The sequence below is a fragment of the Mesorhizobium sp. WSM4815 genome (genome assembly GCF_055811575.1).
Map to the genome: position 1 here is coordinate 664313 of NZ_JBVVQS010000101.1, position 26504 is coordinate 690816.

The 26504-nt window shown below is 61.9% G+C and carries 19 protein-coding genes; 3 read left to right on the forward strand and 16 right to left on the reverse strand.

Translation table 11 applies throughout. The features are described from left to right. From AC0L2B_RS28645 to tagH (AC0L2B_RS28670), 6 genes are all read right to left on the reverse strand, one after another. The gene (locus AC0L2B_RS28645; RefSeq protein WP_473747729.1) at window positions 1-2622 is read right to left on the reverse strand and encodes a serine/threonine-protein kinase; all 2622 of its coding nucleotides are present in this window, start codon (window positions 2620-2622) and stop codon (window positions 1-3) included. A 5-nt stretch (window positions 2623-2627) separates the two neighbouring features. After that, window positions 2628-3395 carry a PP2C family protein-serine/threonine phosphatase gene (locus AC0L2B_RS28650; protein ID WP_473747730.1) on the reverse strand — a complete coding sequence of 256 codons (768 nt, stop codon included), beginning with the start codon at window positions 3393-3395 and terminating at the stop codon, window positions 2628-2630. After that, complete coding sequence (locus AC0L2B_RS28655) at window positions 3392-3574, reverse strand: hypothetical protein (RefSeq protein WP_473747731.1); 183 nt, start codon at window positions 3572-3574, stop codon at window positions 3392-3394. Before AC0L2B_RS28655 ends, AC0L2B_RS28650 begins: the two co-directional genes overlap by 4 nt. A gap of 1 nt (window position 3575) precedes the next feature. After that, a complete protein-coding gene (gene tssM / locus AC0L2B_RS28660) occupies window positions 3576-7133 on the reverse strand; it encodes a type VI secretion system membrane subunit TssM (RefSeq protein WP_473747732.1) in 3558 nt (1185 codons plus the stop codon). A gap of 22 nt (window positions 7134-7155) precedes the next feature. After that, entirely contained in the window at window positions 7156-8670 is a 1515-nt protein-coding gene (gene tssL, locus AC0L2B_RS28665; RefSeq protein WP_473747733.1) for a type VI secretion system protein TssL, long form, read from the reverse strand. Window positions 8671-9698: 1028 nt separating this feature from the next. Beyond that, window positions 9699-10778 carry a type VI secretion system-associated FHA domain protein TagH gene (gene tagH / locus AC0L2B_RS28670; RefSeq protein WP_473747734.1) on the reverse strand — a complete coding sequence of 360 codons (1080 nt, stop codon included), beginning with the start codon at window positions 10776-10778 and terminating at the stop codon, window positions 9699-9701. A gap of 198 nt (window positions 10779-10976) precedes the next feature. Between tagH (AC0L2B_RS28670) and AC0L2B_RS28675 the strand changes: the two genes are divergently transcribed. The 3 genes from AC0L2B_RS28675 to AC0L2B_RS28685 are packed head-to-tail and all read left to right on the forward strand — an operon-like array spanning window position 10977 to window position 14072. Beyond that, window positions 10977-13304: a type VI secretion system Vgr family protein gene (locus AC0L2B_RS28675; protein ID WP_473747736.1), complete on the forward strand. Its 2328-nt coding sequence runs from the start codon at window positions 10977-10979 to the stop codon at window positions 13302-13304. Window positions 13305-13311: 7 nt separating this feature from the next. After that, window positions 13312-13737: a DUF6484 domain-containing protein gene (locus AC0L2B_RS28680; RefSeq protein ID WP_473513091.1), complete on the forward strand. Its 426-nt coding sequence runs from the start codon at window positions 13312-13314 to the stop codon at window positions 13735-13737. Further along, on the forward strand, window positions 13737-14072 hold the full coding sequence (locus AC0L2B_RS28685) for a hypothetical protein (protein ID WP_473747737.1): 336 nt from the start codon (window positions 13737-13739) through the stop codon (window positions 14070-14072). Before AC0L2B_RS28680 ends, AC0L2B_RS28685 begins: the two co-directional genes overlap by 1 nt. A gap of 44 nt (window positions 14073-14116) precedes the next feature. Here the strand turns inward: AC0L2B_RS28685 and AC0L2B_RS28690 are convergent, their stop codons facing one another. The 10 genes from AC0L2B_RS28690 to tagH (AC0L2B_RS28735) form a co-directional block, all read right to left on the reverse strand. After that, complete coding sequence (locus tag AC0L2B_RS28690; protein ID WP_473513087.1) at window positions 14117-14893, reverse strand: hypothetical protein; 777 nt, start codon at window positions 14891-14893, stop codon at window positions 14117-14119. Between the two features lie 125 nt (window positions 14894-15018). Next, window positions 15019-16116 (reverse strand): DUF4150 domain-containing protein, encoded by a 1098-nt coding sequence (locus AC0L2B_RS28695; RefSeq protein ID WP_473513086.1) that lies wholly within the window; start codon window positions 16114-16116, stop codon window positions 15019-15021. Next, the gene (locus tag AC0L2B_RS28700) at window positions 16116-17138 is read right to left on the reverse strand and encodes a 3-oxoacyl-ACP synthase (RefSeq protein ID WP_473747738.1); all 1023 of its coding nucleotides are present in this window, start codon (window positions 17136-17138) and stop codon (window positions 16116-16118) included. Before AC0L2B_RS28700 ends, AC0L2B_RS28695 begins: the two co-directional genes overlap by 1 nt. Continuing rightward, the gene (locus AC0L2B_RS28705; RefSeq protein ID WP_473747739.1) at window positions 17135-18235 is read right to left on the reverse strand and encodes a DUF2169 family type VI secretion system accessory protein; all 1101 of its coding nucleotides are present in this window, start codon (window positions 18233-18235) and stop codon (window positions 17135-17137) included. Before AC0L2B_RS28705 ends, AC0L2B_RS28700 begins: the two co-directional genes overlap by 4 nt. Next, window positions 18235-18777 (reverse strand): type VI secretion system-associated protein TagF, encoded by a 543-nt coding sequence (gene tagF / locus AC0L2B_RS28710; protein ID WP_473747740.1) that lies wholly within the window; start codon window positions 18775-18777, stop codon window positions 18235-18237. Before tagF ends, AC0L2B_RS28705 begins: the two co-directional genes overlap by 1 nt. Next, window positions 18759-22298, reverse strand: a complete 3540-nt coding sequence (gene tssM / locus AC0L2B_RS28715) for a type VI secretion system membrane subunit TssM (RefSeq protein ID WP_473747741.1) — start codon at window positions 22296-22298, stop codon at window positions 18759-18761. The genes tagF and tssM (AC0L2B_RS28715) overlap by 19 nt, the downstream gene beginning before the upstream one ends. Before the next feature lies 1 nt (window position 22299). Next, window positions 22300-23622 (reverse strand): type IVB secretion system protein IcmH/DotU, encoded by a 1323-nt coding sequence (gene icmH, locus AC0L2B_RS28720; RefSeq protein ID WP_065006953.1) that lies wholly within the window; start codon window positions 23620-23622, stop codon window positions 22300-22302. Between the two features lie 4 nt (window positions 23623-23626). Then, window positions 23627-24961 (reverse strand): type VI secretion system baseplate subunit TssK, encoded by a 1335-nt coding sequence (gene tssK, locus AC0L2B_RS28725; protein WP_091590818.1) that lies wholly within the window; start codon window positions 24959-24961, stop codon window positions 23627-23629. Between the two features lie 39 nt (window positions 24962-25000). Further along, complete coding sequence (gene tssJ / locus AC0L2B_RS28730) at window positions 25001-25453, reverse strand: type VI secretion system lipoprotein TssJ (RefSeq protein ID WP_023801306.1); 453 nt, start codon at window positions 25451-25453, stop codon at window positions 25001-25003. Window positions 25454-25457: 4 nt separating this feature from the next. Then, a complete protein-coding gene (tagH, locus tag AC0L2B_RS28735) occupies window positions 25458-26387 on the reverse strand; it encodes a type VI secretion system-associated FHA domain protein TagH (protein WP_473747742.1) in 930 nt (309 codons plus the stop codon). Window positions 26388-26504 lie beyond the last annotated feature (117 nt).

Genomic DNA, 26504 nt, shown 5'->3' on the forward strand with positions numbered 1-26504 from the left:
CTACCCGCCGAGCCGGAAGTATTTTGCCGTTGCGGAGAACTCAGCTCGGTTGGCGTCGATCTCATCGAGAATTTTGGGCAGCAGCAGCGCGGCTGGTGTCGGCGCAGAGAACGCCGCAGCGTGAATATCCTGTGGACCCGTGATCACCATTATGATCTGCGGCACGACCTTGCCGGCCGCCTTGTCGGCTGCGCCGAGATCGATCGGAATGTTGAAGGTGGCCTTGTCCGCCTGCGCCAGCATAAGATCGTCGAGGCTGAATGCCATGCCCCTGTGGTCGATCAGCAGCACGCTGGAAATGAGACCGCCATGCGTCACCAGCGTGCCGCCGATCGGCGAGCCGCTCGGCACCGTCGTTCGATCGAGAACAAGCTGCGGCTTGTCAGCCGGCATCTGGTCCAGAAAGCGCAGAAAGTTGGTGACTTCGCATTGAGCCGGCTCAATGAGGCGGACGCTGATGTCCGGTTCGACACGGAATCTTGCCTGGAAATCGGACAGCATTCGTTCGAACGGCTGGATCTCCGTGCCCAATCCTTCGATGGCGACGGCGGCCTCGGTTGCCGACGTCAACGTCGCATAGAAACAGTCGCCGCCGTTGAAGTCGCGCACCCAGGAGACCCGTTGCGCAGCGTGGTCAAGGGCATTTTTCGGCGGCAGTTTTAGGTCCGGTTTCGGCACGTTCAAGGCAACAGTGGCTTCGCCCGGCTGTTTGCCTGGCGCCGGCTCGTACCGCTGCCGTTTTGCATTCGCATCATCCGTCTGGTTTTCGGCCCGCGCGTGCTGGCTGGCCGGCTGATCGGGCTTCCGGCTCTCCATCATTTCGGGCTGGACCGCTGCGGGCGGCGAGGCCTTGTCGGCCGGTGGCATTGGCGCGACCTGGATGCGCGGCGGAACCGGCTCCGGGGTTTCATCGGTTGGCGAAAGGACTTCGGCGGGCCGTGTCGGCTCCAAGCTTTGATCCGCCGCGGCATCTGCCCGATTTTCAGCTGGCGATGGCGACTCGGCTGCCGCCGGCTCCGAAGTGTCCTCGGCTGCCGCCCGCTCCGGGGTTTCCTCCGTCGGCGAGAGGACTTCGGCGGGCCGCGTCGGCTGCAAGCTTTGATCCGCCCCGGCATCTGCCGGTCTTTCAACTGTCGGCTGCGCCTCGGCTGCCGCCGGCTCCGATCGTTCCGCGGCTGCCGCCGGCTCCGAGGTTTCCTCGGATGGTGAGAGGACTTCGGCGGGCCGTGCCGGTTCCAACTTTTGATTCGCCGCCGCACCTGCCTGACTTTCGGCTGGCGGCGCAGTGGCTTCTGTTTGTGACTGATCGGGTGGAACTGCCTTTGCCGGCTCATCGCCCGGCGAATTTGCAGCGCTGTCCGTCGGGGCCGGTTTGGATGCTTTTGGCGACAAAAACGAGGTGTCGCCGGCGGTCGGCGTGGAAGGCGTCATCACGCCGCCCAGGTAAACGCCTGCACCCGACGCGACAGCCAATATCGCCATCGCAGCGATTGCGATCGATCGGGTCTTGGCCGACTTTGCCGGGACCTTTGGCGAGACAGCCCGAGCAGGACCGGCAGCTGGCGAAGGCCTTGGCTCGGACAGAAGTGCGGGCCGGACATGCGGAACGAAGCGCTGCTCACCGGCAGCCGCCGGAGGCTGACTTGCCATTTTGGGACCGGCATGCTCGGGACCGGGAAGCTTGGGGCCAGGCGCGGCGGTTCCCCCGGTTCGCGGTGTCCGGTCGCGCGGTGTGATCGACGTTGGCGGCCTTGTCTCCTCGTCCGTGTCGTCACGTGTCGCCCTGGCGATATCGGCCATGCTGATCGGCCGGTCTTGTGGATCCGGCTGCAGCATGGCCTCGACAATTCCACGAAAATCGGCGTCGATGTCGGAGAGGTCCGGAACGGTTCGGCGTTTTTCCACGATCTCGAACTGGGAGCCGCTCATGTCGATCGGTTTCCCGCGCAGAGCAGCGGCCAGCACCAGGCCCAGGCTGTAGATGTCGGATTGCTCGCTGACATCGCCGCTGTACAGCCCGAGTTGTTCTGGAGAAACGTAGTTGTACTTTCCCGCGAACTTTCCGCCGATCAGCGTCTCGCCGCCGACGGTCGCCGACCGCGCGATGCCGAAATCGATGATCTTTGCGCGATCGACCCGGCCTCCCGGCAGGATGATGTTATCCGGGGAGAGGTCGCGGTGTATCGCTCCCGCCTGGTGCACGGCGCTCAAACCGGAAGCCAGGCGATGGCAGAGCTTGCGCACGTCTTGCGTCGGCATCGGGCCATTTCGCATGATATCGAACAGCGATTGGCCGTCGACGAATTCCATGGCGAGGTAGGGGCGGCCGATGCCGGGGTCGATCGTGAAGACGTGATATCGCACGACCGCGTCGTGCGACAAATGATTGAGGATCGACGCTTCCTTGCGGAACAGCGACAGGATCGTCTGATCACGGGCGAACTCGGGCAATACGATCTTGATGGCGACATGGTCGCCGGTCTGGATGTTGTGGCCACGGTAGACTTCGCCCATGCCACCGAATGCGATCCGCTCGTCCAGTTCATAGATGCCGCTGAGTTGCGTGCCTACGGCTGTGCTGGCCACGTCAGGCGATATCCGCGTCTTGTCATCGGCGCTCATCAGCCTCAGCCTTCCGCTCTGGAAGGACCGGGATAGGCCCCATTGCGCCCGTCTCCGATCTTGACGAGCACGATCGTGACATTGTCCGTTCCCCCGCGCGCCAGCACCATCTGCAGCAGGTTTTCGCATGCCGCCTGAGGTGTCGCCGACACCGCCGCCGTCTCGATCTCGGCGTCTGTGACATGCGCTGTCAGCCCGTCGGTGCTCAACACGAATATGTCGCCCGGCATGATTTCGCCTTGCTGGAAATCGATGACGATCTCGTCGGTGACACCGACCGCATGCGTGATGACGTTGCGGCGCGGCCAGGCGAGCGCTTCGGCTGCGCTGATCATGCCCTTGTCGAGAAGTTCCTGGACTTCGGTATGGTCCTTCGAAATCTGCGAGATCGAGCCGTTGCGGATCAGGTAGACGCGACTGTCGCCTGCCCACAGGCAGGCAAACCGCCCATCCATCGCCAGCAGGGCGGCGACAGTGGAGCCAATGGTTACTCCGCGGGATTGCGATATCCTGCGGATTTCGGCATTGGCGCGGCTCAGCCGGTCCTCGAAGCGCGCGCGAAGATCCGGTGCAGAGCTTGCAACGCCGATCGTTGCCAGATGATCGACAATGCTGGCCGAAGCGACTTCCCCGGCATCATGTCCACCCATTCCATCGGCCACCACCCACAGGCCGGTTTCCGGCTCGACCAGATAGCTGTCTTCGTTGAGCTCACGGACACAGCCTCTGTGGCTAACGCCGAAGCTTTCAAAGGGAAGGGCGACATTGTTCACTTTGCCACCAAGCGCTTCTCAAGCGTCCTCTGCGGCGCACCGTCAGGCGCTCGCTCGCGCCAGTTTGCCACAGGCTCGAACGTTAGAGTATCGAAATAAACGTCCGCCCATCTGTTGCCGATGCACAGCCGCCCCATACTTGAAAATTCAAGGTCATCATTGGAAAGTTCAAAGGTCATCTCAAAACGCCTTTGGACAGCTGAACCCGGAAAGCGCAGGAAGAAAGAGAGGGTTTTGGTCCGAACTGGCCTGGACCGTATAGGCGACATCGCGTCCGCCGATCACGAAGCGGGCTTGCGTGTTGCCGCCGGTGCCGGTGATATCGGCCTTGTCCAGCAGGCGCTTCAGTGCCCACGGACCGTCGAACTTGATCGCGGATTCACGGCCCGGCATCTCCGGAATGAGGCTCAGGCTCGCCGAGGCGGAAGCCATGCCGCTCGGCCAGGTCACCGTGCTTGGCGCGTTGCCGGCCTGGTTGCTTTGGACGATCTGGCCATCGACGTCGAGTATCGCCGTATCGGCATCGCCATGCAGTGAAAACGGCGTAAAGGTGATACTGACCGACGGCACCGAACCACCTGAAGGAAAGAAGGCATTGCGGATTTCCGCCGCCAGCTGGAAGTTTTTCAAGGTCGACTTCGACAGGTCGCGCCCGAAACGCGCATCCTGTTTCCAGTTCCAGTCCTGGCCGGTCATGTCGATCAGCGATGCGAGATTCTGTGCGAAGAACCGGTCCATCAGGCCGCCTGGAGCGAACAGTTTCGCGAAATCCGCCATCGCGATATCCTCCGGGCCATCGCTGGCGAAGGGATAACGGCCCTCGACCATCTCCTCGCAGGCGCGCGTCACCGTCTGGTCGAGCAGCTGGTTCAAATTCGTCTGCGAGGTTTCTGCGACGTTGCCGTCAAGCTCGTCGGCGGTCGCAGTAACCATTCGGGCGAGTTGCTTGGGCAGCCGCGAAACATTGGCGCGAAGGGTGGATATCTGCAGCTGCAGATTCATGTTGGCACGTTCCGTTTGCGAAGGGACATCGGCCGCCAATTGCAGGCTTTGATGGATGTCGCGGAAATTCTGGGTCAGTGCATCGATGGGGCGGCGCCCGGCGGGACCGTTCACCAAAGCCTGAAATGATCTGAATTGCGCTTCGATGTTCGCCCCGGGGTTCTGGTTTTGCGCGCGAGCGGACCCCGTGCCGGCCCGGCTTTGCGATTTGCCGCCGGCGATTTGAATGCCGATGCGGGCCAATCCGCTGGCGATATCTGCAGCGTCTTGCGGCTGGGTTTGAAGCATGCCGGCTTCGGCCTCGGAGCCCGACTCTTTGCTGGAACCAGCTTCTCGCGTCAGCGCTGTTTCGTCGGCTATTGCCGTAAAAAGCTGGTCGATTGGCGAGCTTGGTGACGCGGCGGCGGAGAGCGCGATATAGTTGTCCTCCAGCATTGCCTTGAACTTCAGTTTGTCGAGAACGCCGTTCCACGCCGCGGCGAACTCCCTGCCATAGCGCTCGACAAGTTCGGGACCGAGTTTTGGCAATTCCTGGTCGATGCCACCTTGCTCGGCGCCGCCGCCGAGAACCCACTGGTCATCGACAAGCATCTGCGCAATGCGCGAGAGTTGTCCGAGATAGAAGTTGTTGAAGCCGTCATAGGTGTAGATACCGGCAACGCGAAGGCCTGACAGATCGCCGCCATCGACACGCTCGAACAACAGCTGCGCTTCCGGGCCGCCTTTGACGGAGACGGAAAAATCGCCCAGCGCTGCGGCGTATACCGCCGACTTCACCAGGGCAGAGGCACGATCGGCAAGGCTCATGCGTCCAAGCGAGCGTTGAGCGGCTTCGACAAGTGGCTGGTTGAGTTCGAAAACCGGATCATAGGCGTCGTCCAGCGCAAGCATGGCCCGCAGATGCTTTTCGAGTTGCGCCCGTCCCTCGCGGTTGTTTTCACCCGGATACCGGTTCTGCTCCCAGTCCTGCCTCATCCAGGACACGATCAGCTCGTCGTCGACCTTGGGCGCCTTGCCGCCAAGCATCATGTAGATCTTCAGCGGTTGGTAGAGCGCGGTGGGATCAGCCATTTTTGCCTGGATCGTCCGTTCGGCCTGAAGCAGCAGGCGCGAGCGGAACATGCGCTCCAGGGCTTGCCGGTAAGCTGTCTTTGATGCCGAAAGCAGTCTTTGCCGCTGACTAAGGCCGAATGTCTCCTGGATCGGGGTCGGCAAGTCACTGGTGTCGAACCCGGCCGGCAGTTCGCGCAACTGGTCGAGCGGGCCGATGACGTTTTCGAGGTCGACATCGGCGACTTCAGTGCTTTTGAGGAGCGGGTCCGCCGTCTTGCGATACTGGCCTGCAGCTTGCGTGGTAGAAGCGATCAGCGACCTGTTGGCTGAAAAGCTCAGGGCCAGGGTGCCGAGAGCCGCGGCAGCCATCAATGCTATTGCGCCAAGGCCGCCATACCTGGCGATCGCTGCACGCCTTTCAGCCGATTTGTCGTATGAGACCCAGCCGGATTCCGCGAAAATGACGCCGGTCAGAAGATCATGCAGGAAGAAGCTCCTGCCGGTGCCGGAAAGATGGGCGCGAGAGGCGCTGCCGAAACTGCGGCCGATTGCGCCCAGCACCTGGTCGATCGGCGTGCCCTCCTGCGTGCCTGACGAAAAATAGAGACCACGCAGGCTGACATTCACCTGGCCGCGGGCCGGATCGAAGATGCCGGCGACGAAACCGGCAATACGGCTTTTCAGCGCGTCGAATTGAGCTGGAAAGCCAAAGATGGCTATGCGCGCGACCGGATCGGCCTCTTCCTGCAGGCGGTCGGCCATCTCCTCCGCCAGGCGCTTTGCCAATGCGTCGAATTCGGCCGGTGCCTCACCGGCCATGTTCTTGCTGCGATCGGCGGTCTGGAATGTCGCGCCCCACACTTTGCGGCGGCGCTGCTCGTCGAAACCGCCAAAATAATCCATGAAACCGGAGACAAGGTCGGCCTTGGTGAAGAGCAGGTACACCGGGAACTGGATTTTCAGTGTTTCGTGAATTTCGCGCAGACGGCTGCGTATTTCGACGACATGGGCGTCAAGCTGCCGATCATCGAGGCTGATGAGATCGGCAAGGCTGATGGCCAGGATAACCCCGTTTATCGGCTGCCGGGTGCGGTATCCCTTGAGCAGCGACAAGAAGGCGAGCCAGCTCTTCTTGTCGCTCTGCGCATTGGAATCCTGCGTGGTGTAGCGTCCGGCGGTGTCGATCAGCACCGCCTGGTCGGTGAACCACCAGTCGCAGGATCGTGTGCCGCCAACGCCGGCCACTGGCTGGGCGTCCCCCGAACCGGCAAGCGGAAAATTCAGGCCCGAATTGACCAACGCCGTTGTCTTGCCGGCACCAGGCGGGCCGATGACGACGTACCAGGGAACCTCGTAGAGGAAATTGCGCTTGCCGCTCGACCGCTTGAGCGCAGCGATGGCTTCATTCATACGAGCCTCGAGCACCTGCGAGTCGTCGTCCCTGTCGTCATTGCGGGCGACTATCGTCTCGAGTGCCTTTTGCGCCTTTCGCTTTTGCCAGAAACGCACTCCGTAAAAGAGCGTCGCGATCGCAACGATCACGCCGATGATCGTCACGCGCAGCCAGACGGGTGCCAGCGGACGCGCGTCGGCAAAGCGGATCAATGGTCCGGCAAACCAGACGGCTGCCGCGAAACCGGCCAACGCGATCGCGCTGAATATCCGCAGCAGCCAGCGCGTCATGGGCGCTTCCCAATGGCCGTGCTCACAGTGTTTCCTCCTTGGGGATCATCAAGTCGACACGGCGATTCTGGGCGCGGCCTTCCGGCGTCGCATTGTCGGCGATCGGTTCGTCTTCACCCTTGCCGTCGACGGTGATCCGGGAAGGCTTGCTGAACCGTGGCGCCATGACAGCTGCGACGGCCTTCGCCCGGGCGATGGAAAGGTCGAAGTTGGATTTGAACTCGCTCGATTTCCGCGGCTTCACATTGTCTGTGTGGCCGACGATCATGATCGGTCCAGGCTCCGGTTCCAGCGCGGCGGCGATGTCCGCGGCGATTGGTCCAAACTCCTGTTTTATCTCGGCCCTGCCGGACGGGAACAGCAGGACATTGTTGATCTCCACGATGATGAACCTGCCCTGCGTGCCGACGCTCAGCCCGCCGCGCGCGATAGTCTTGGCCAGTGCCGCATGGATGCGATCGAGCTGGGAACGGGTAGGGGCGACAGGCGGAGCGACTTTCACCGGCGCAGCCGACGGCACCACGCTGGCGCGTTCGATGGCGATCGGCGTCGATGGATCGAGCGCCAGCAGCCTGCCCGCGAGGGCATCGCCCTCGTCGGTAATGAAGACCCGCAATGCGAAGAACGCCGCCGTCAGCAGCGCCGACGCAGCCGCCGCAATCACCCAGAGCGGCAACCGGGCCGACGACTGTGGGCTGGAAACCGCCAGGCTTTGCCAGTGGGGCGAGATGTCGTCGTCGGCGCGCGGCCTGAAGTAACGAAGCGTCTCGTAGACGTCGCGTCGAACGCGTTCGAGATTGTTGTCCTCGCGCGCAAGGCCTCGATACTGGCCTTCGAACCCCAGCGACAGGCAGGCGTGCATCAGTTCAAGCAAATCGCAGTGTGCCTCCGGCGCGGCCAGCATCTTGTTCAGCGCTTGGTAGAAGCCTGAGCCGGTGGGCACGACGCGGAAGAACTGCGACAGCATGCTGTGCTGCGCCCAGGCGTCTGTCTGCGGCCAAGGCAGGTTGCCGATGAGGTCGTCAGCGGTTTCGCAGAGAGCAAATTTAGCGATCCGTGCATCTTCTTCGGGAACACCGGCTTTCTCCATTGTCCGGTCGAATTTTTCGATCGCCTCGGAAACATGTTCCGCCAGCTGCTCCGCCTGTCTTTCGACAGCCATAAGCCTGAGCTGGCCAAACAGCATCAGCAAAGGCGCGGCCGCGGCGAGGATCTGATTTGCTGCGGAATATCTGACGCTGTCCGTGGCCTGCAGCAGGATGTCCTGCTGAATGCCCGGCGCCGCCGCAACTGAGCCGGCTGTCGCCGCTGCGCCGGGGTCTGCACCCTGATAAATCACAGTTCCGGAGGTCCAGCCCGGCGGTGCATGCCGACCGACACCGGGATCGAAAACCGTTGAATCCTTGACCGGCGAGGGACCGGGGCGCCCGCCGTCGGGAACGGCCCCCTGGGGATCGGGCGCTGATTTCTCAGCCCGGCGCGGTGCGCGAAAAACGGTCTTGCCCGCTGGGCCGAAAGGATCGTCCTTCGAACTCATCGCCAAACGTCCGTCCACGCGGGGGTGCCGCGTGTGCGCCACATTAGGGCAAGACGGTCCCCGGCCGGGCGCAGGGACGGCAGGCGCAGGACCTGCAGGCGCTGCCGACGAGGGCAGTGTCTGGAGGAAGATCGACTATATTTTTCTAACCCGCCGTAACATGACATGTGCCGCAGACCCCCAGGTCAATCAGCCTTACCCGCTGGCGAACTGTCGAAAATGATCGTAAGCTTAGAAACGGTCGATTGGAACCGGATGCAGCGCTGCGAAGGGATTTTTCTTCGCCAACGACAGCGCCGTATCTTTGGGCTCGCCAAGGACGCCCTAGTTCCTCTGCACAGAGGACTTGGTTGAGAGCGAGCCTGAAAGGGATTGTCGACGGTCCAACTGCACAATCTCCAACGTCTGCGATTAGCCGTAGGCCACCACACCTTCGTCATCCCAGGGCGGAGCAGGAGCGAAGCGACGTCGCGGAGACCCTGGGATCCATGCCGTTACCTCGGAGCGCTGCTGCGGTGCAGAACCTTTGATCGCGGAGCGAGGCGCCCCCCTCTGTCCTGCCGGACATCTCCCCCACAAGGAGGGAGATTGGCCTTCATCACTGATTTCGCCAACTACTAGCCTTGCAAAAAGGGCGCCGTCCGCGAAGCTGCCGATCTCCCCCCAAGTGGGGGAGATGTCCGGCAGGACAGAGGGGGGCGCGAAGGATCGCAACGGAGCGCTTTTATCTGGGTCCGCTGCATTCCTCGGGTGAGGTAACGGCATGGATCCCAGGGTCTGCGCGCGTCGCTTCGCTCCTTGCTTACCCTGGGATGACGAAGTGGAGGGTGTTTCGGCCAATCTCCAACGCTTGCCACTGAGATTTGCCACCGACGGGAATTATTGACGTTCGCTGCCGATCGACTCGACCTGTCAAAACTACTGTGTCGAGGAACGAGTACTTTCCACCTGGTACGTGATCCGCTCCGCAGCCGAAGCTAAGCGCAGCAACCGATCCGATTTTCGGGGGCACCTGCCAGGTTTCCGGTCTACTTTTGCTTGTCGGCTTTGGCATAGGCTTCGCTGAAATAGGCCAGGAATATGTCCAGCATTCCGTTTTCGTGTGCTTCCTCCATGGTCCGCCATTTGGCGACGAAGGCGTCCCAGGCCAGGCCCTTCTTCGATGTGAACGACGTCGGCGGGAGTTTTTTGCTGATCGCCTCAGGCGACAAATCGTCAAGCAGCCGGGAGAGCGCAGCTTGCATGGCTGCATAAGTGGCAAATTCGTGGGTCTTGAGATCGCGGAACGCGTCTTCGACACTGTGCCTGGCATCAAGGTAGCCGGATCTGCGCCGCGCAAACATGATTTCGAGGATGTCGTCGGTTCCCGGGACGAACTTCAGGGGATTGTTGTCGGCAGCGCTGATCATCGTCCGGTGTGTGCTCTTGGCCAGTATTTTCGCAGCCGCACGTGCCTTCAGCAGCTGGGCCAGTTCCTCGACAACCGTTCGCAGCACCGCGCCGATTTCGGCGGCCACTTCATGCGGGTCACGCGATTGAAGCAGTTCCGGCGCGATGCCGGCTGCGATTGCGATGTCCCGCAGCATCTCGTCTTTCGTCGAAGGGAGAGGCGCGGGCGTCGAAGCGAGAGGCGCGGGCGGCGAAGACGTCGACACCGGTGCTCTCTGCCCGGGCCGTTGCGCCACCGGTTCGAAGAAAGGCTGGTCTCCAAAATCCTGCGGCCGGCCGGTTGCGACAGGCATTTGTCGCTGCGTCGAACCGTGGCTGCTTTGAGGATGCCCTGTCGCGGCGCGCTCGTCATCAATCGAAACCAGGACGACATAGCGGCCGATCAGCAACCGGTCGCCCTGACCGAGCCGGTGAGGGCCGGCCATGCGCTGGGTCGATCCATTGATGAATGTGCCGTTGCGCGAGATATCGTGCAGCCAGAACGCGCCTCCCTGGTAACGCACTTCGCAGTGTTTGGCGGAGATGAACTTGTCGGGATCGGGCAAGGTCCAGTCACAGGCCTCGCGCCCGATTTCAAAGCTGCGATCACGAGCGGAGTAGCCGGTCGACATACCGGCGGGCAGGGAGACGACATTGTTGATCTGCAGCCTGATGAACATTCAAAATCGCCGTCGATCCTGTCGGAAAACTCGCCCAGGACACCCCATTATACCAGCAATTTGTGAGCGGCGGCACAGAAGCGTTCAAGTCGATGATTCCACAGGCGACCAGGCTGCAGCCGCCAAGCGTCCCCTTTGGTCGGTGCAAGACATGTGCTAGGCTCAGGCAGAAACGAGCGGCGGGAGGGGGCACGACCCATGCCGAACGAACGTGCTACGGTTGTGCAGACGCCGGTTGGCGCTGACCTGTTGACCTTCACGCATCTTGTCGGGCGCGATGAGATCAGTCGTTGTTTGGCCTATACGGTCGGGTTCGTCAGCAGCAGCCCCGAAATCGATCCGCTGAAGATGCTGGGCGGCGCGGTTTCGATCGAAGGTGAATCAGACCCGAAACGCTGGTTCAGCGGCCTTGTCTCCGAGTTTCGGCTGACCCGGATCGAGGACCGTCTGGCCTACTACGAAGCCGTCATCAGGCCATGGCTCTGGTTTCTCGGCAATACCACCGATTGCCGTATTTTCCAGAACATGAGCGTCATCGAAATCGTCGAGGAGGTTTTCTCGAAATACAGCACGGCAAAATTCGAGAAGCGCCTGCAAGGGTCCTATCCGCCGCGCGAATACTGCGTCCAGTATGACGAGAGCGATCTCGATTTCGTGCAGCGGCTGCTCGAGCACGAAGGCATCCTGTATTTCTTCGAGCACGACGAGGGCAAGCACACGCTTGTGCTGGCCGATGCCATGAACAAGCTCAAGCCGGCGCCGGGCTATGAAAAGGTGCCCTATCACTTTGAAGGGCAGGGCTCCCGGCGCGATGTCGAATACATCACCGAATGGATTCCGGGCAGCTCGGTGCGGCCGGGCGCCTATGTCCATACCGACTATGACTTCGAGAAGCCGGGCGCCGACCTGATGGCCAAATCTGCCCAGCCGTTCAGCCACAAGCTGGCCGCGGGCGAGAATTACCGCCAGCCCGGCGCGCATCTCGACGTCGGTCGCGGCGACAGCCTTGCCGCGATCCGGCGCGAGGAAATCCAGGCTGTGCACCAGCGCATCGCTGCAGTCGGCACCGTGCGCGGCCTGTATTCGGGCTGCACGTTCAAGCTGGACGGCTTCCCAAGGGAAGACCAGAACCAGGAATATCTGGTGGTCAGCGCCGAATACAGGCTGTTCGATCCGGGCTACAGAGCCCTTGCCGACGTCGAAAGCGAGAACTTCAAGGTGATCCTCGGCGTGGCGCCGACCGCCTTGGCCTATCGCCCGCCGCGGGTCACGACACGGCCGATCATGCGCGGCCCGCAGACGGCGACGGTGGTCGGCCCATCCGGCGAGGAAATTTTTACCGACAAATATGCCCGGGTGAAGGTGCAGTTCCACTGGGACCGTCTCGGCAAGAAGGACCAGAACAGCTCCTGTTTCGTGCGGGTTTCGCAGACCTGGGCCGGCAGCGGCTGGGGTTTCATCCAGATACCGCGCATCGGCCAGGAGGTGATCGTCGACTTCATCGAAGGCGACCCGGATCTGCCGATCATCACCGGCCGCGTCTACAACGCCTCGCAGATGCCGCCCTACGGACTGCCGGGCAGCGCCACGCAATCCGGCTGGAAGTCCGACTCCTCGAAAGGCGGCGGTGGCTACAACGAGCTGATGTTCGAGGACAAGGCCGGCTCCGAACTGGTCAACTTCCAGGCGCAGAAGGACCACAATCTTCTGATCAAGAACGACCGCACCAAATTGGTGCAGCACGACCAGTCCGACCGCATCGACCACGACGCCAAGCACTCCGTCGGCCACAACCTCGACGAGGACGTCGGCAACAACAAAACGGTCAAGGTCGGCGTCGACCAGACCACGGATATCGGCAACAACGACACCGAGACGGTGGGGGTGAATCGCTCGCTGACGGTGGGCGCGGACGAGACGATCCACATCGTGGCGAACTCGACGGAAAACGTGGACATCAACCACACTCAGACCGTGGGAGCGGTTCAGACGATTACAGTGGGCGCTGCTCGCATTGATTCCGTCGGTGCCGCAGAGACCCGAACTGTCGGTGCTTTTCAGATGAACACGATCGGGGCGGCGCGGTCGATGACCGTTGGAGCGGGTCAGACCCACAAAATAGCCGCATCAGACACATGGCGCGTCGGCGCAAGCCAGGCTGTCAAGATTGGGGCAGATCAGAGCTTCGATGTGGGAGGAGCTCATGCGACCAAGATTGGCAAGGGACGTCAGGCAAGTGTAACCGCCGATGATTTGACGGATGTCGGGGGGGCCTACGCGTTGCAGGTCGGGAAGAGCGGCAGCATCACGATCAAGGAGAATGGCTCGATCGGCGTGGGCAAGAAGCTTGTTATCGATGCCGGGGACGAGATTACGATAAAATGTGGTGATGCCTCCATCATCATGAAAAAGGATGGAACGATCGGCATTAAGGGCAAGGACATCACTTTGACCGGAAGTGGCAAGATCACGGCGAAGGCCTCGTCTGATATTGTCATGAAAGGCTCGGAGATCAAGCAGAACTGAGGTTTGGATGGCGAAGACAATTCAGCGCGTAGACGGTGTAGTGATCGGCGTTTTCCTGGGCTTTGACGACGCTGGGCCTCTTGTCGTATTCCCAGGGAATCCAAGGGACACCGCTCTTTCGGCCCACACACTGGCTGATCTGACGCCTGAAATGATCGGGTCGGAAGTCGCGTTGCTGTTCCAGGAAGGCGATGTGACAAAGCCGCTCATCGTCGGACGGATCGTAAAGCCGCCGCGCAAATCGAAGACGCATCCGGCAATCCAAAAAAGCGATACTGTGACAATCGTCAGTGACGACCGGATCGTGCTGCGATGCGGCAAAGCAGTCATTATCATGGAGAAGGATGGCCGCATCACCATCCGCGGCACATATTTGACAAGCCATGCGAGTGCCACCAACCGTATTCGCGGCGGCTCGGTGAATCTGAACTGATGACGCCGCCGGTTCTTTACGAGATCGTCAGGCAGCACGCGGAAATGGCCGCGTTTCTGTGGACCGTCTACGACTACAATCTGCTCCATCCAGGTGAGAATCCGGACATGGATGACGAGCGCTTGGCGCGTGTCGTAGACCGGCTAGAGGCCCATCTGGACGGATTGTTTGTAGCTGGGGATGTCGGCAAAAAGATTGCCCAAGAGCGCTATGACGAATTTCCGGAGCGGGGAGAATTGTTCGTCGTTCGCATGTTGGCAAGCACGGTGCCGATCAAGGTCGCCGATCTTGATCTGGAAAAGGTGCGCCGCTACCTGACGGCGACCGCAAGATAATCGGACAACAGAACCGTATTGTTCCTATCCAGCGATGAAAGATTCTAATCGGGTATCTGACGGCCAAAGAAATAGCGTTGGCCCGTGACGAACCGGCTCAGGTCGACTTCGTCGAAAAACTCCTCCAGCGCCATTCCCGCAGCCACCGGATCGAGAAGGAAGTCTTTGTACATAGCAGTTAGGTCAAACCCCGTGGCTGCCTCAAGCATAGATCGGCCGATTACGACCTCTTCCACATCTCGCCGTTCGGAAACGAGTTCCAGGGTTCGGTGAGCGACCTTGTCGAAATCGAGAGGCGAGCCCTCGAATATCGCGCCTGTCGCGGGATTTGAAAGCGTTGAGGCCACCGCCGTATGCCGCGCGGTGACCATCGCGACATATCCTTCGTCGTCGTAGTGAAATGGCGCATCATACCACTCTGGCCAACCGTCCTCGCGGATCTCATCGGGGCCGTCCATGATCAGACCCCGCTCAGATTCGAGCAGGAAGGACAGATATGTAGGAATTGAAAACTCCTTCTCGCGATCAGTCTGCGCTTTCATGATGTTCAACGCCACGGGCACTGTCCAACTCAGGCCTGAACTCAACAGCGTCTCCGACACCCACTGTTGCACGAAGGTGTCTCGCAGGTGAAAGATTTCGGGAGCGAACGATTCGACCAGCTGCCGAAGGATTTTGCCGGAACCGGCTCGCGACAGCAGTAAGGATGCGGCGCCCCAGACGATGCCATAGTCGTAGCGCTTGATAAGAGGGATCAGCGAAGAGCATTCATCGAATCGACCCTCCCGACAGGCCATCAGCACGTCTTCACAGACGGTCATCGGATTGTCCCTTGCAGTTGCAGGGATGGCGCTGCCTGTCATGCGCCAATGGTCGCGTGGGAAATGGAAAGCTGCACCACGTTCAAGGAGTGGGTGCTGCTGCTTCCAGTTTTGCGGTCTTGGGCTTACCAATCCTTCTCTCCGAAATCGTGAAGCTTCGTTTGAGCGGCGTCAACCTTCTGGCATTCTGGCGTAAGTGCGCTATTGGGGATCAGATTGCTCTGACTTGTCGGGCAGCCACCCGCTTGAAGCGGTGTTTTGTGGTTTACCGTCTCGCCCTTGGCCTTGATTGGGCTCCCGTCAGGCTTTGTATGGCTAGCGATGCTGGCCTGACGAACCGAGTCCTTAAAACCCAGAATGTTCTCGCGGTAGAAACTCTTTCGATTGGACTTTCCGGAGACCGATGGAGGAACCATGCTGTCGAGAGAATGCGGCATATTGAAATGAACGCCGCAGCCAGTGTCTGCCGGATCGTGAAGGTTGGGACAAGGCGGCTTCTGAGCGCGCGCATCGTCAATTGTCGCCTTTGCGTCCTGGGCGTCCTTGAGTTGCTTGTCGCAACCGTCCCTGACTTTCTGTAGGGAGGTCGGATCCAATGTGTACTTATCGCCTCTTTCTATGTCTCTAGCAATACTATCGATCTTTAACTGTCGATTTTTGACGATATTGTTGTAGAAGTCATCTTCCTTGATTGGCTGCAGCATGTCGCCATTGCCGTCGACTTGGTTTGCGTGCGCCGGCTGAGCGCCACAGCAGGGACATTTTGTTTCGGGCTTGGCGGGATTAACGAACGCGCCGTTTGAGATGAACCCGTTTGGGATGACGTTTGCCATGGGCGAACTATGATTGTTTGTTGCCATGTCGACGAAACGGCTGACCGGATTCTTCTCGAACTTTACGTTCCCGGACCAGGCGATGGCGTATGCCTTGCCGGTGTTGTTCGAACTGATGATGCCTTTCTTTGCAGCACGGCCCGCTTCAGTTCCCGTGGTATCTTCGTAGTACGACTTGTTTTTCTGCGAGACATTTTCACCGCGAATCTTAACCGTGCCCGTCCCTTTGTCGGTCTTCTTGTCGAAGCCAAAGGATGGATAGGGCACGGGAACGCCAGGCGGCGTGGCTGGATTCTCGGGTGGAGTGAAGCAGACGTCTGGAAAAGAAGCGATAATTTTGTTGGACTGCTTCTTGCAGACGATCTCTAGTCCATTGGCGTATACGGTCATCAGGCCGCCCTCGCGACAAGAACCGCCGCGCCGCATGCACCGGCGTCGTTGGACGCCTCAATCAACACGGGATTGCCGGCCGCATAGCCTTTCTGCGCGGCCACATAGGCCATTCCGAGCATGACAGGGACAACGGCAGAACCGATATTGCCAAGGCTCTCGGCGGGAGACCAAAAATCCTGAAAATCGTGCCTGCCACGCAGATGCCTCATCTGCGCCAATGCGCTTTGCTTGAACCAGTACTGCTCGCCGATTAGATCCGAGATCCGGTATCCTAGCTGGTTCATGCCTACTCTGCTCTGGGACAGCGCAGCGTCATATGCGGAGGCCATGCCGTCGCCTCTCAACGGCAGATCTTGCTTGTTGTAGATACTTGCCTGTTCTCTGGCGAGTCCAAGGCCCGTCAGCCGAAAGCCGCCATAACTTGGCGCGCCGCAAAGCACTGCTGCTGCGGCCTCGCCAGGGATAAATCCGTTTGGTTGTTCTGGGGTGAGCAGCCTCTTGTCCGCTAGATAATGCATCGTCGACTCTGCCGTCAGATAGCTGTCGACACCTGCGATCATCACGTATCTGAATTCTCCGGCGGCGATCATGCGGCCAGCGTGATCGAGGGCGACATGTCCCGATGGACGCCCGTGCGCCACGATCCGGGAGCGACCTACCGTCTCCACCTCGGTGTACTCGGAGATGCGATTGAGTAGTCGCACCATGTTGCGCACAGGTCGACCTGGCCGATCTTCTTCCGCCAGGCATAGTATTAACGCCGTTTGGCCCCGCGCTCCCGGGACCTGATCGAACGCTTCCACGATTGCCCCTGACACTAGATGCGCAAGCCGCTTCTCGCCGATCCAGTTCCGGGGCAGCGGTACTGGGGCGCCAACCAGTCTCTCGCCGTTGGGAACGACAAAACGCGTCTCTTGAAATCCATCGATCCCAGCGCGCATTGCTGCGCAACTCGACGGCGCATCGAGGCCGACGGCGGTAACCATGCCGACCGACAGGATATCCACCACCGCCATCATGCGTCTTCCGGCATTCTGCGTCTCCGCGCCTGGACACGGACATAACGCTTCTTGAAGCGGACGGCTTTGAGCATGCCCTTTGTCGGCGGTCCGATCCATACTTCGGAAAAATCCAGAAGCGTTCGGTGGATGCGCTGCGAGGCACGCCAGACCAGCGAGACCTTGCGAACCTCCGGGTCAAAAAGAATTGTGTCTGGTAGGAGCTGGCTCTCGAAGCTTTGCCGTCCATCCTTGAAAAAAGTGATGGGCAATCCTGTCGCCGGCAACCTGAAACTCACTCGTCCCTCGGGTGTCAAATTCACCAATTGCACCTCTTCGCCACCCCTTGGGTGATCGATCTGCTGGTCAGGCGGTGCCATCTGGAAGTAGCGCTCGTCGAAATCCGGCGGCAGGAACGGAAAGATGTTCTTCACCCAGTTGTCGTCGTAGGTGCCGCCATATTCGATCCGGCCAGGCCAGCCGCGTCCCATCGGGCCGAAGCTCATGGGGTTGTAGTCGCCGAACGGCGAGCGGATGTCTTCACCGACAGCTTGCGTATTCGGTAGCCGCAGGCCGGGAATGAGGCGCTGGTTCTTGGTCCGCGACCAGCCGGTTCCGACGGGATTGTATTTATAGCTGGCAGGGAGGTTGTCCTCCGGGTCCAGTCTGTCAACGCCCCCCCAGGCGACGTCATAGGAGATGGGCAGTTTCAGGAAGGGCTGCGGCGAAGTAGCAGTAAACACTGGCCCGATGGAGCGCCATTCGCGATGGCCGACGACCTCGAAGAGTTTTGACCAATTGCCAACCTTGATGCCGACCGGCACGCGCTCGGCTGGTCTGCCGTTTGGTGCGTATGCAAAGCCATTGGCGACGATATCACAACGCGGCTTGCGGAAGGCGAAATCGGTTTCCCATAACGTGGCCGAATAACCAGCCACGCCGGTGTGCGTGTCGGCCATGACCAGCGGAATCTGTTCCGCCGATTTTTGCACCAGTCCGCCAAGCGTCGTGGGAAAGTCGAACGTGCCTTTCACCACCACCACGATCCACTCATGCCCGGCCTTGTCCATGCCCATGGTGAACTGATGCGGATACCCCATCTGGTTCCAGATCTGCATCAGCTGGTCTCCCAGCTTGCCACAAAGATCTGCTCCAGCGTCGCTTGCGGCGACAGCGGATTAACATCGAAAATGTCCGAACGGGCAGTCCACATCACCATGTCGCTGATGATCTCTTCGCCCGGCTCGACCGGCGGCACCGGCAGCGCGCTTAAAGCGCCATCCAGTTCATCGGGCGTCAACTCGCCGTTCTGGGCGGCAAAGGCAGCCTCTTCAATCCCGGCAAACCACGCCTCGGCGTCGGCCAGCCGAACGGGTGCTTCAGGAAGCTGCGCGACGACGCTGAGAGGGAATTGCCTGCCGACCCTGTCGGCGCTCTGCAGAATAATGCCTGCCGATCCGCCGAACGAAGCCGGGCCGGTCATGAAGCGCAGCGCGGTGGTGCGCGGCCAGGTTTCCAGTCCGAACAGCGGCACGATGTGCTGCGCCAGCCAGCGGTCCCAGATGCGCACAAAATCCCCCGGCAGCCGCCGCGAGACGAAATCGCCGGTGGCGGGCATTTTGCCGTGAAAGCCGGGCAGGATCATATCTGCGGCGGACATGAGAATTTCTTGAACATTTGCAAATTATAGGGATTTTCGACGCTTGCCGCCTTGAGCTCGAAATCGGCGTACATGCCTTGCGTGCCCAGTCGCAGGCTGTAGACGTCGGACAGCGAGGTGCCGGTGAAGCGGCCGCTGCGCAGCAGCCTCAGCCACGCCCAGCTGCCGGTTTCGTTCAACATGACTTCGGGCGAGCCGTCGATCGGCTGGAAGGCGAGCGAGATGACGCCGGTGCCGTCCTTGCCGGGCCAGGTCATCGGCTGCGGCCGCGTCGCGTTGTTGTAATAGACGAGGTTCTGGCCATCGAGATTGAGCGTCACGCGCGTGACGTTGGGCGACAGGTCCGTCGGCTGCAGCGTAAAACTCATCACCGGGCCGGTACCGCCTGGAAACAGATCGTCGCGGATCCGCCTGGCCTGTTCGAACGCCGCCAGAGCCGCCGCGTCGAGGCCGAAATCGGCGCGCCATTTCCATGGCTGGCTGGCGGTGTCGACATAGCTGATCAAATGATCGTTGATGAAGGCGTCGATCATCCCGGCCGGCCCGAACAGGCGGGCGAAATCGCGGACATTGACGTCGACTGCGCTTTCGGGGCTGAACGGATAGCGGTCGTTCAGCGCCGCCTGGCAGAACGGCAGGATGTCGGCGCGCCAGATGGCGTTGAGTTCCGAGGTGACCGCCTTCTGTGTCAGGCCGCTGGTGTCGCCGGCGATGCCGCCGAGCCAGTCGTCGACCGGATCGGGCAGGATCTGGGCTTGCCTCGCGACTGCTCCCGTCAGTTCGGCCAGCCCACCCTGCTTCTTGATGGCGTCCTGCGGGTCGGGATTGGCCGTGACCGTCTGCAGCACGTTCGAAAGTGCGGTCAGCGCCACCACCGCGGCGTCGAGTGCCGGCGGCTGGCCGTCGACCTCGGCGATCGCCCCCTTGAGCGGCTTGAAATGTTCGGCCACCAGAGTGCCGGTAAGATCCACCTCGTTGGCGGAACCCGCGCGCGGCAGCAGTTTTGCACCTGTCTTCACGATCTTTCCAAGCTTCCCCAGCTTGCCGAGCAGTTTCGAGGTGCCCTTGGCTGCCGCCTTGTTGTCGGCCGGCGCTGCGTCATCGGACCGGGTCAGCTCGGTCTCCTGAACCACCGCCGTAAGCAGGCGCTTCAGCGCTGAGTCGGCGCTCGAAAGGTCCTTGAGATTCTCGCTGGCGACATTCAGGTCGGCCAACGGCGCGAGCCTGATATCGCGCAGGATGCTGTCCCATTGCGCGATGTAGTCTTCGTAATAGAGTTTCAGGATATCCTCAGACAGCGCCGAGACCGAGGTTTCGGAATTTTCCGAACAGCCTCCGGCAAACACCGCCCGATCGAGTGCGGCCTGGGCGGCGACATCCTCGACCCGTTCGAGAATGGCATCGTGGAAGCCAGCATAGGTGAACGCGCCCGAAATGCCGACGCGCAGCGTTTTGTCGGAACGCCGTGCAAAAACCTTGGCGCCGTTGGGACCGGCGAAATTCGCCGGAATCCATTCCTTGAGGCCGGCCACCGCCGGGTCGGCCAGCAACTGCCTGTAGGCACGCGCCGGCAGCGAAATCGTGCAAACCGTTTTCAGCGCCTCGGCGACCAACGCCTGATCCGCTGATATGTAGCTGTCGTCGACCGTCATGCGACGGATCGCGGCAAGCTGGTGCTCTTCCGCGTCGGCGGTCGGAAACGGCGCCGCCGGTGCGAATTCCGGCAAATCGTTGACCCACCAGGTCTCAACGTAGTCGGCGTCCATCTGCGACAGGCCGGTCATCATCCGATAGGTTTTTAGCGCCCCCAGCATGAAATCCGGATCGCGGATCTGCCGCCACATCGTCGCCTCGAGCAGGGCGACCATGTGCGGCTCGAGGACGTTGCGCAAAGCGTGCTCGTAAGTGTCGGCCTGCGCCCGCAGCAGCTCTGCCGACGCCGATGGCCCGAGCAGGTCCTGGGCACTGCTCGGCGGTGCGGTACGGGCATTTGCGACCTCGGCCATCGCATAGAGCGCGCTGTCGATGGCGGGCTGCTCCACCGATGCCGGGCTCGCGGCTGCCGCGGTCAATGGCGCCTGCAGCGCTTCGAACTGACCCGCCTGCGCTGCGATCGCGTTGCGGTTGTCATAGTAGGACCACGTGAACATCGCACCGGCCAACAGGGCTGCCGCGGCACAGGCTGCCGCGGCGCCACGCCAGATCCAGGCGCGGCGGCGCTGCGCCAGCGGATCGAACGTCCCCAGGCCGGCTTCCCTAAAAATGACCTCGGTCAGCAGGTTCTTCAGGAAAAAGCTGCGTTTTTCAACACGCGGCGCCGGCATCGCCCGCCGCGGCGGAAGACCGAAGGATGACGACAGCGCCGCGGTCAGCCGGTCGATGGGCGCCCCTTCCTGGGTCGCCGACGTCAGATAGAGGCCGCGCAGCCAGGCGGCTTCCTCGTAGCGGCTTTCGCCGAACATCGCCTCGACCAGCACCTGGATCGGCTCGGACAGGCTCGTGAGCTGGGCGGGAAACCTGAAAATCTCGGCGCGGGCGGCGAGTTTGTCCTCGTCCTCCAGGCGCGGCACCAGCCGCCGCTCGAGTTGCGTCGCAAGGGTGGCGATTTCCCGTTCTATGGTCTTTGCGTCGACACGCGCATCCAGCGCGAAGGTCGTGCCCCAGACCTGCTCGCGCGAGGCCGTCGACAGGCCGCCGAAGAAAGCCTCGAAACCCTTGATCAGATCGGCCTTGGTCAGCATCAGATAGACTGGAAGGCGGATTTCGAGACGGTCGTTGAGCTCTGCCAGGCGCCGACGGATCTTGCGGCCATGCGCCTTGATGGCTTCATCGCCCTCCGAAAGCACGTCGATCGACAGCGCGACGATCACGCCGTTGAGCGCCCGGCGGCCGCGATGCTTTTTCAACAGGTCGAGGAAGCCCAGCCATTCCGCCGCATCGACGTCCGGCTGGCTCTCCTGCTGCACGTAGCGGCCCGCCGTGTCGATCAGAACCGCGTGCTCGGAGAAGAACCAGTCGCAGTTGCGGGTGCCGCCAACGCCCTGCAGGTCGTCGGTGAGGTCGATCGGAAAGTTAAGGCCGGACTGGCGCAAGGCCGTGGTCTTGCCGGTGGCCGGCGGCCCGACGATCACGTACCACGGCATCTCGCGCAGGAACTTGCGTCCGCCCAGCTTGCGGCGCTTCAATTCGACCATCACCTCGGCGAACTTGGCGCCGACGGCGGCGACGTTCTCTTCGCCGGGGCTCAGCGGTTTTTCCACCACTGGCGCAGCGATTTCGGCGACGAACATGCGGTTGGCCCTGATCGCCCGGCGCTGCGCGACGATCAGCCAGATCAGCCAGAAGATGACCAGCAGCGCAATGATGACGATGCGGACATTTTCCGAGGCGAAGGGTTCGTATGCACCGACCCTGACGATCGGGCCGAACACCCAGATAACCAGGGAAAGCAGCGCGATGCCGATCAGCGTCCACAGCCAGCGCGATGTCAGAACCGCCCAGAGGAAGCGCAGGATGAACATCTCACAGCCTCTTTTCGACCAGCACCTCGACGCGGCGGTTCAAGGCCCGTCCCGCGCGGGTGCTGTCGTCGGCCACTGGATCGGTCGCTGCACGTCCTTCGAAGCGAATGCGGTCCTGCGGCACACCGTTCTGGACCAGCATCTCGGTAATGGTTGCTGCGCGCGCTTCCGACAGCCGCTGGTTGGTGGAAAGCGGATTGGACCGTTGCAAGGGAATACTGTCGGTATGGCCGACCACGGTGATGTTGCCGATCAGTTCCTGATTGGCGAGGATCACTTTGGCGATTGAACCGATCAGCGGTTCGAAGCCTTCCGTCAGTGTCGGCCGCGACGACTGGAACAGTTCGGGGTTGGAGGCCTGGATGATCAGTCTGGCCAGCGAAACGCTCTCGGTGCCGCTGAGCGCGGCCCTGAGATTGGCCGGCGCTCCGGCCTGAAACTCCGGCACCAGCGCGAAATCCACTGCCTCCGGCGGCGGCGCGTCGACCTGTGGCGATGTCCGGCTGATCTCGCCGCGGGCCGGCGGCGGCAAGGCACGAACCAGCGTCGAAAGCTCGACCGCCTGACTGCTCAGTCCCATCGACAGGCCGAGATAGATTGCCGTGGCGAGAACCGCCGCGCCGAGCCCCATCACCCAGATCGGCACGATGAAGCGCTGCGGCTCGTCGGATGCGATCACGCCTTTCCAGTTCGGCGACAGCGGCGCGCCGTCGGCATCGGCATCGCGCAGAAAGCGCGCCGCAGCAACGCGAACCGCATTGAGCGAGCGGTCGCCCGACCGGCCTGGCACACGATATTTGCCGCGGAAGCCGAGCGCCAGGCAATGATATTGCAGTTCGAGCAATTCGCGATCCCGGTTCGGGTGCCGCTCCAGTTCATCGAGACGCGTGAAGAACTGCGTGCCGGCATCGACATCGCCTCGCAGCATCACCACAAGCGGCTGGCGCGGCCATGCGCTGGCGCCGCCCCATGGCGTGTTCAGGGCCAGGTCATCGAGCAATGCCGCCACCACCCAGGCTGCCTGGTCGGCGCGCTCCAGAGAGGACCCCGCCGCCATTGCCGCGTCACGCGCCCGAACCAGCTCATCGAGCAACCGGGTGCGCAACGCTTCCGGGTTTTCCGGCGGCAGCGCGCTTTCAAGCTCGGGCGCGAACTCGAGCAGCGGCGCGAATGCATTGACCAGCGTGTTCGGATGCGTGCGCGACCGTTTGATTGGCACACCCGACAGGAGTGGCGTCATCGGTCGCGGCATCGGCGCGCCGGTCAGTCGTATGCGGGTGCGTTCGCGATCCTCCGACAGTCCGAAAGGATCATCCCGGCTCATCATATCACCTGTTTACCGAATAGCAGTCGACCTGCGGCTCGCTCGGCAGCACACCCGACACGCCGATGACGAAGCCGGGGGCATCGAGCAGCGAGGCCCAGTGCTCGCTTTTCTGATCCAGCTCAAGGCACAGCCGATCGCCATCGTAGGGGATTTCGCGCGGCTGGGAATGAAGCGGTTTCAGTGGAATGCCGGGCAGACGGGATTTCCACAGGCCCTCGAACTGATCGGCCGAACCGACGGTCGCCTGGTTGACGAAAATCTTGCGCAACGCATCTTCCGACAGCTCGGAGCCGACCCGGATGACGATCCGGCTGGCCACCAGCAGCTTCGGGTTGTCGATGCGGATTTTCCAGACATTGGTCGAATGCCGCATGACCGGCAGTGCGCGTGATTTAGGCTCGATGTAGCGCAGGCTCAGGATGAGCGAGCGCAAGGCGTCGGCCAGCGCCGAATAGGCGGGGCCGGGCGCCATGTGATCGTAGGCCGGCAACTCGCTCAGCCGTCGCGCGCTCGAGCCATAGGTCGCCATTGAACCGGCAAGACCGGCAAGCTCCAGGTAAAGCTCGGCCGGATGGAAAACATCCTGAGCCAGCATGTGCGCCAGCCGCGGACGCGCCGCATTGGCGAGATTGAGCATCAACAGGTCTTCGACGCTGCGCCCTGGCCCGCCCATGACCATTTTGCCATGCGCCTCGGCGATCTGGTCGAGGCCGGTGACAACTTCCAAAAGCAGCTGCCGGTACCAGGCCACCGCTCCGGTGACCAGTGTCGGCGGCAGGAACGCCTCGTCCAGCGAGACGCCGCCGTCGGCACGAACCCCTTTGATGTCGGCTATCGGCAGGGCGGTGTAGCCGCCAACCGATTTTCCCGGTGCAATCAGCAGCGCCTGCGGGCGGGCGATTTCGATTTCTTCAGGATCCGAACCACCCTGGACGGCGTCGCGCACCGAAACGATCCGCCCATGATAGCGTGCCCCTGTCGATGCGGCGTGCGCCGGATCGAAGCCGACACCGCCGGCAGGCTCGAGCGGCAGGGCGACCAGCACCGGTCCGGCGCCGGTATCGGCGGTGACCGGCAGCGGTCGTGGCGCGTCCATCAGGTCCGGGATGGAGAACGGGGTTCCATCTGGAAAGATGCCGCGTGCCGACAGGATCGAGACCTGGCCGGCATCGAGCATTGCCTGGTCCAGCGTCAGCTGCTGAAAGCCGAACGTATGCAGCTGCCCGGCCTGCAACGCGCCGCGCACGGTCGCCTCGAAAAAGCGATCCTGCTGCTGAAAATGCTGGGTCCGGAGAAACAGGCCCTCGGACCACAGCACCCTGTTTGCATCGCTCATGCCGCTACTTCCTGCATCGAGCACCCCTTGCCCTGGCCGCTAGGCGGAAATGCCGCCGCTGCCAAGTGTGACGTTGACGGTAACTGTTGATCCCGACGACACCGACTTGGTTGTACGCCAGGTCCGGCCGCCGGGCTCGCGAACGAGGGCAACGAAGCCTAGCGCAGCCGCGTCCGGCTCGACCGTGATGGTTTTGGATGCGGTCTTTCCAGGCCCGACGGAGATCTGGTCGGATCCGATGAGATCGCCTGCGAGCGCGGAGCCGGCATCCCCTTGCAGGGCGAAATAATCGGCCGAGTTGAATTTGCCGGTGCTGCGCAGTCGCATCACCAGGACCGTCACCGGCCGGTCGCCGCCGCCTGGTCCCGGGTTCATGCCGGCCGCGCCGGTCAGGTTGACGGTCACCGCGGATGGTTTCGGCGGACCGCTCTGGCAAGCAGCAAGCAGCCCGGTTGCGCCCAGGGCAACGATGAATTCGCGGCGATCGATCATTTTTTCACTCCTCCTCATATGCATCTCGAAAATCAGCGCCGATTTCGCCCAAAAAGCTCGATTCCGCACTCTGGGCGATGTCACGATGGCGTTTCTGGTAAAGCTCCCACAGTTTTGCGCGGCGCCCGCCCGAAAGCACGGTGCCGATCGCGGAACTCGATTTGAGCTCTTCCTCGATCGCTGCCGGGTCAAAACGGTCAATCATTCGCCGCAAGGCGGACTGCACGCCTCGCCAGGCGCGCACATGATGTTGCGCGAGATCGCGGACCGCGTCGGCGATTGCCGCTTCACCGCCTAGAAATCCGGGGCTGCGCTCGGCGATGAGGGTCACGATGGCGTCGTCGACCGTCGGCAGAAATTTTAGCGGATTGACTTCAGAGGCCCCAACCACCGTCTGGGCGACACGAGCGTTTCCCTTTTCCTCGGCCCGCTTGCGCAGCAACTGCATCAGGCCTTCCATCATCAGCCGATACTCGCGACCGAATTTTTCCATTTCCGCGACGCTGTCGCGTCCGGGAAATTCGGCTTCTTCGATGCCCATGCCGCGCAAGAACGCGCTGCGAAGCGCCATGTTCGCCGGTTGCGCCGCTGCCGGGGAGGGGGCGGGCCTGGGCGCAGCGCGTGGCGGGGAAGGGCTAGCTGCCGCGTGGCGGCTAGCTGCCGCGGGGCCAGGCAAATCCCAGGGATTGGCCGGCTGCGGCTCTGGGGCGCTATGTTTGCGATGACCGGCCGTGCCGGCGCCGTTTCTCAAATCGGGCGACGCGGCCGGCCCGAAACCGAAACCGTCATCGAATTCGGAGGACTTTCTTGAAACGGGCTGGTTTGAAACGGGCTGGCCTGGAACGGGCTCGCTTGCACCGAAAGGCACCGGATCGAAGCTGAATGGGTCTGCGGCGTCCGGCGCACCACGCGGTTCGGAATAGCCGGCGCCCATAGGGGCCCGCGGGGGTAACCGGGGGGGGGGGGAACGGGGGGGGGAGGGCGGGGGACAGGGGGGGGTTGGGCGCGCGCAAGCGCCAGGGAAGGGGTTGGGGCAACGGGTGGGGAGATA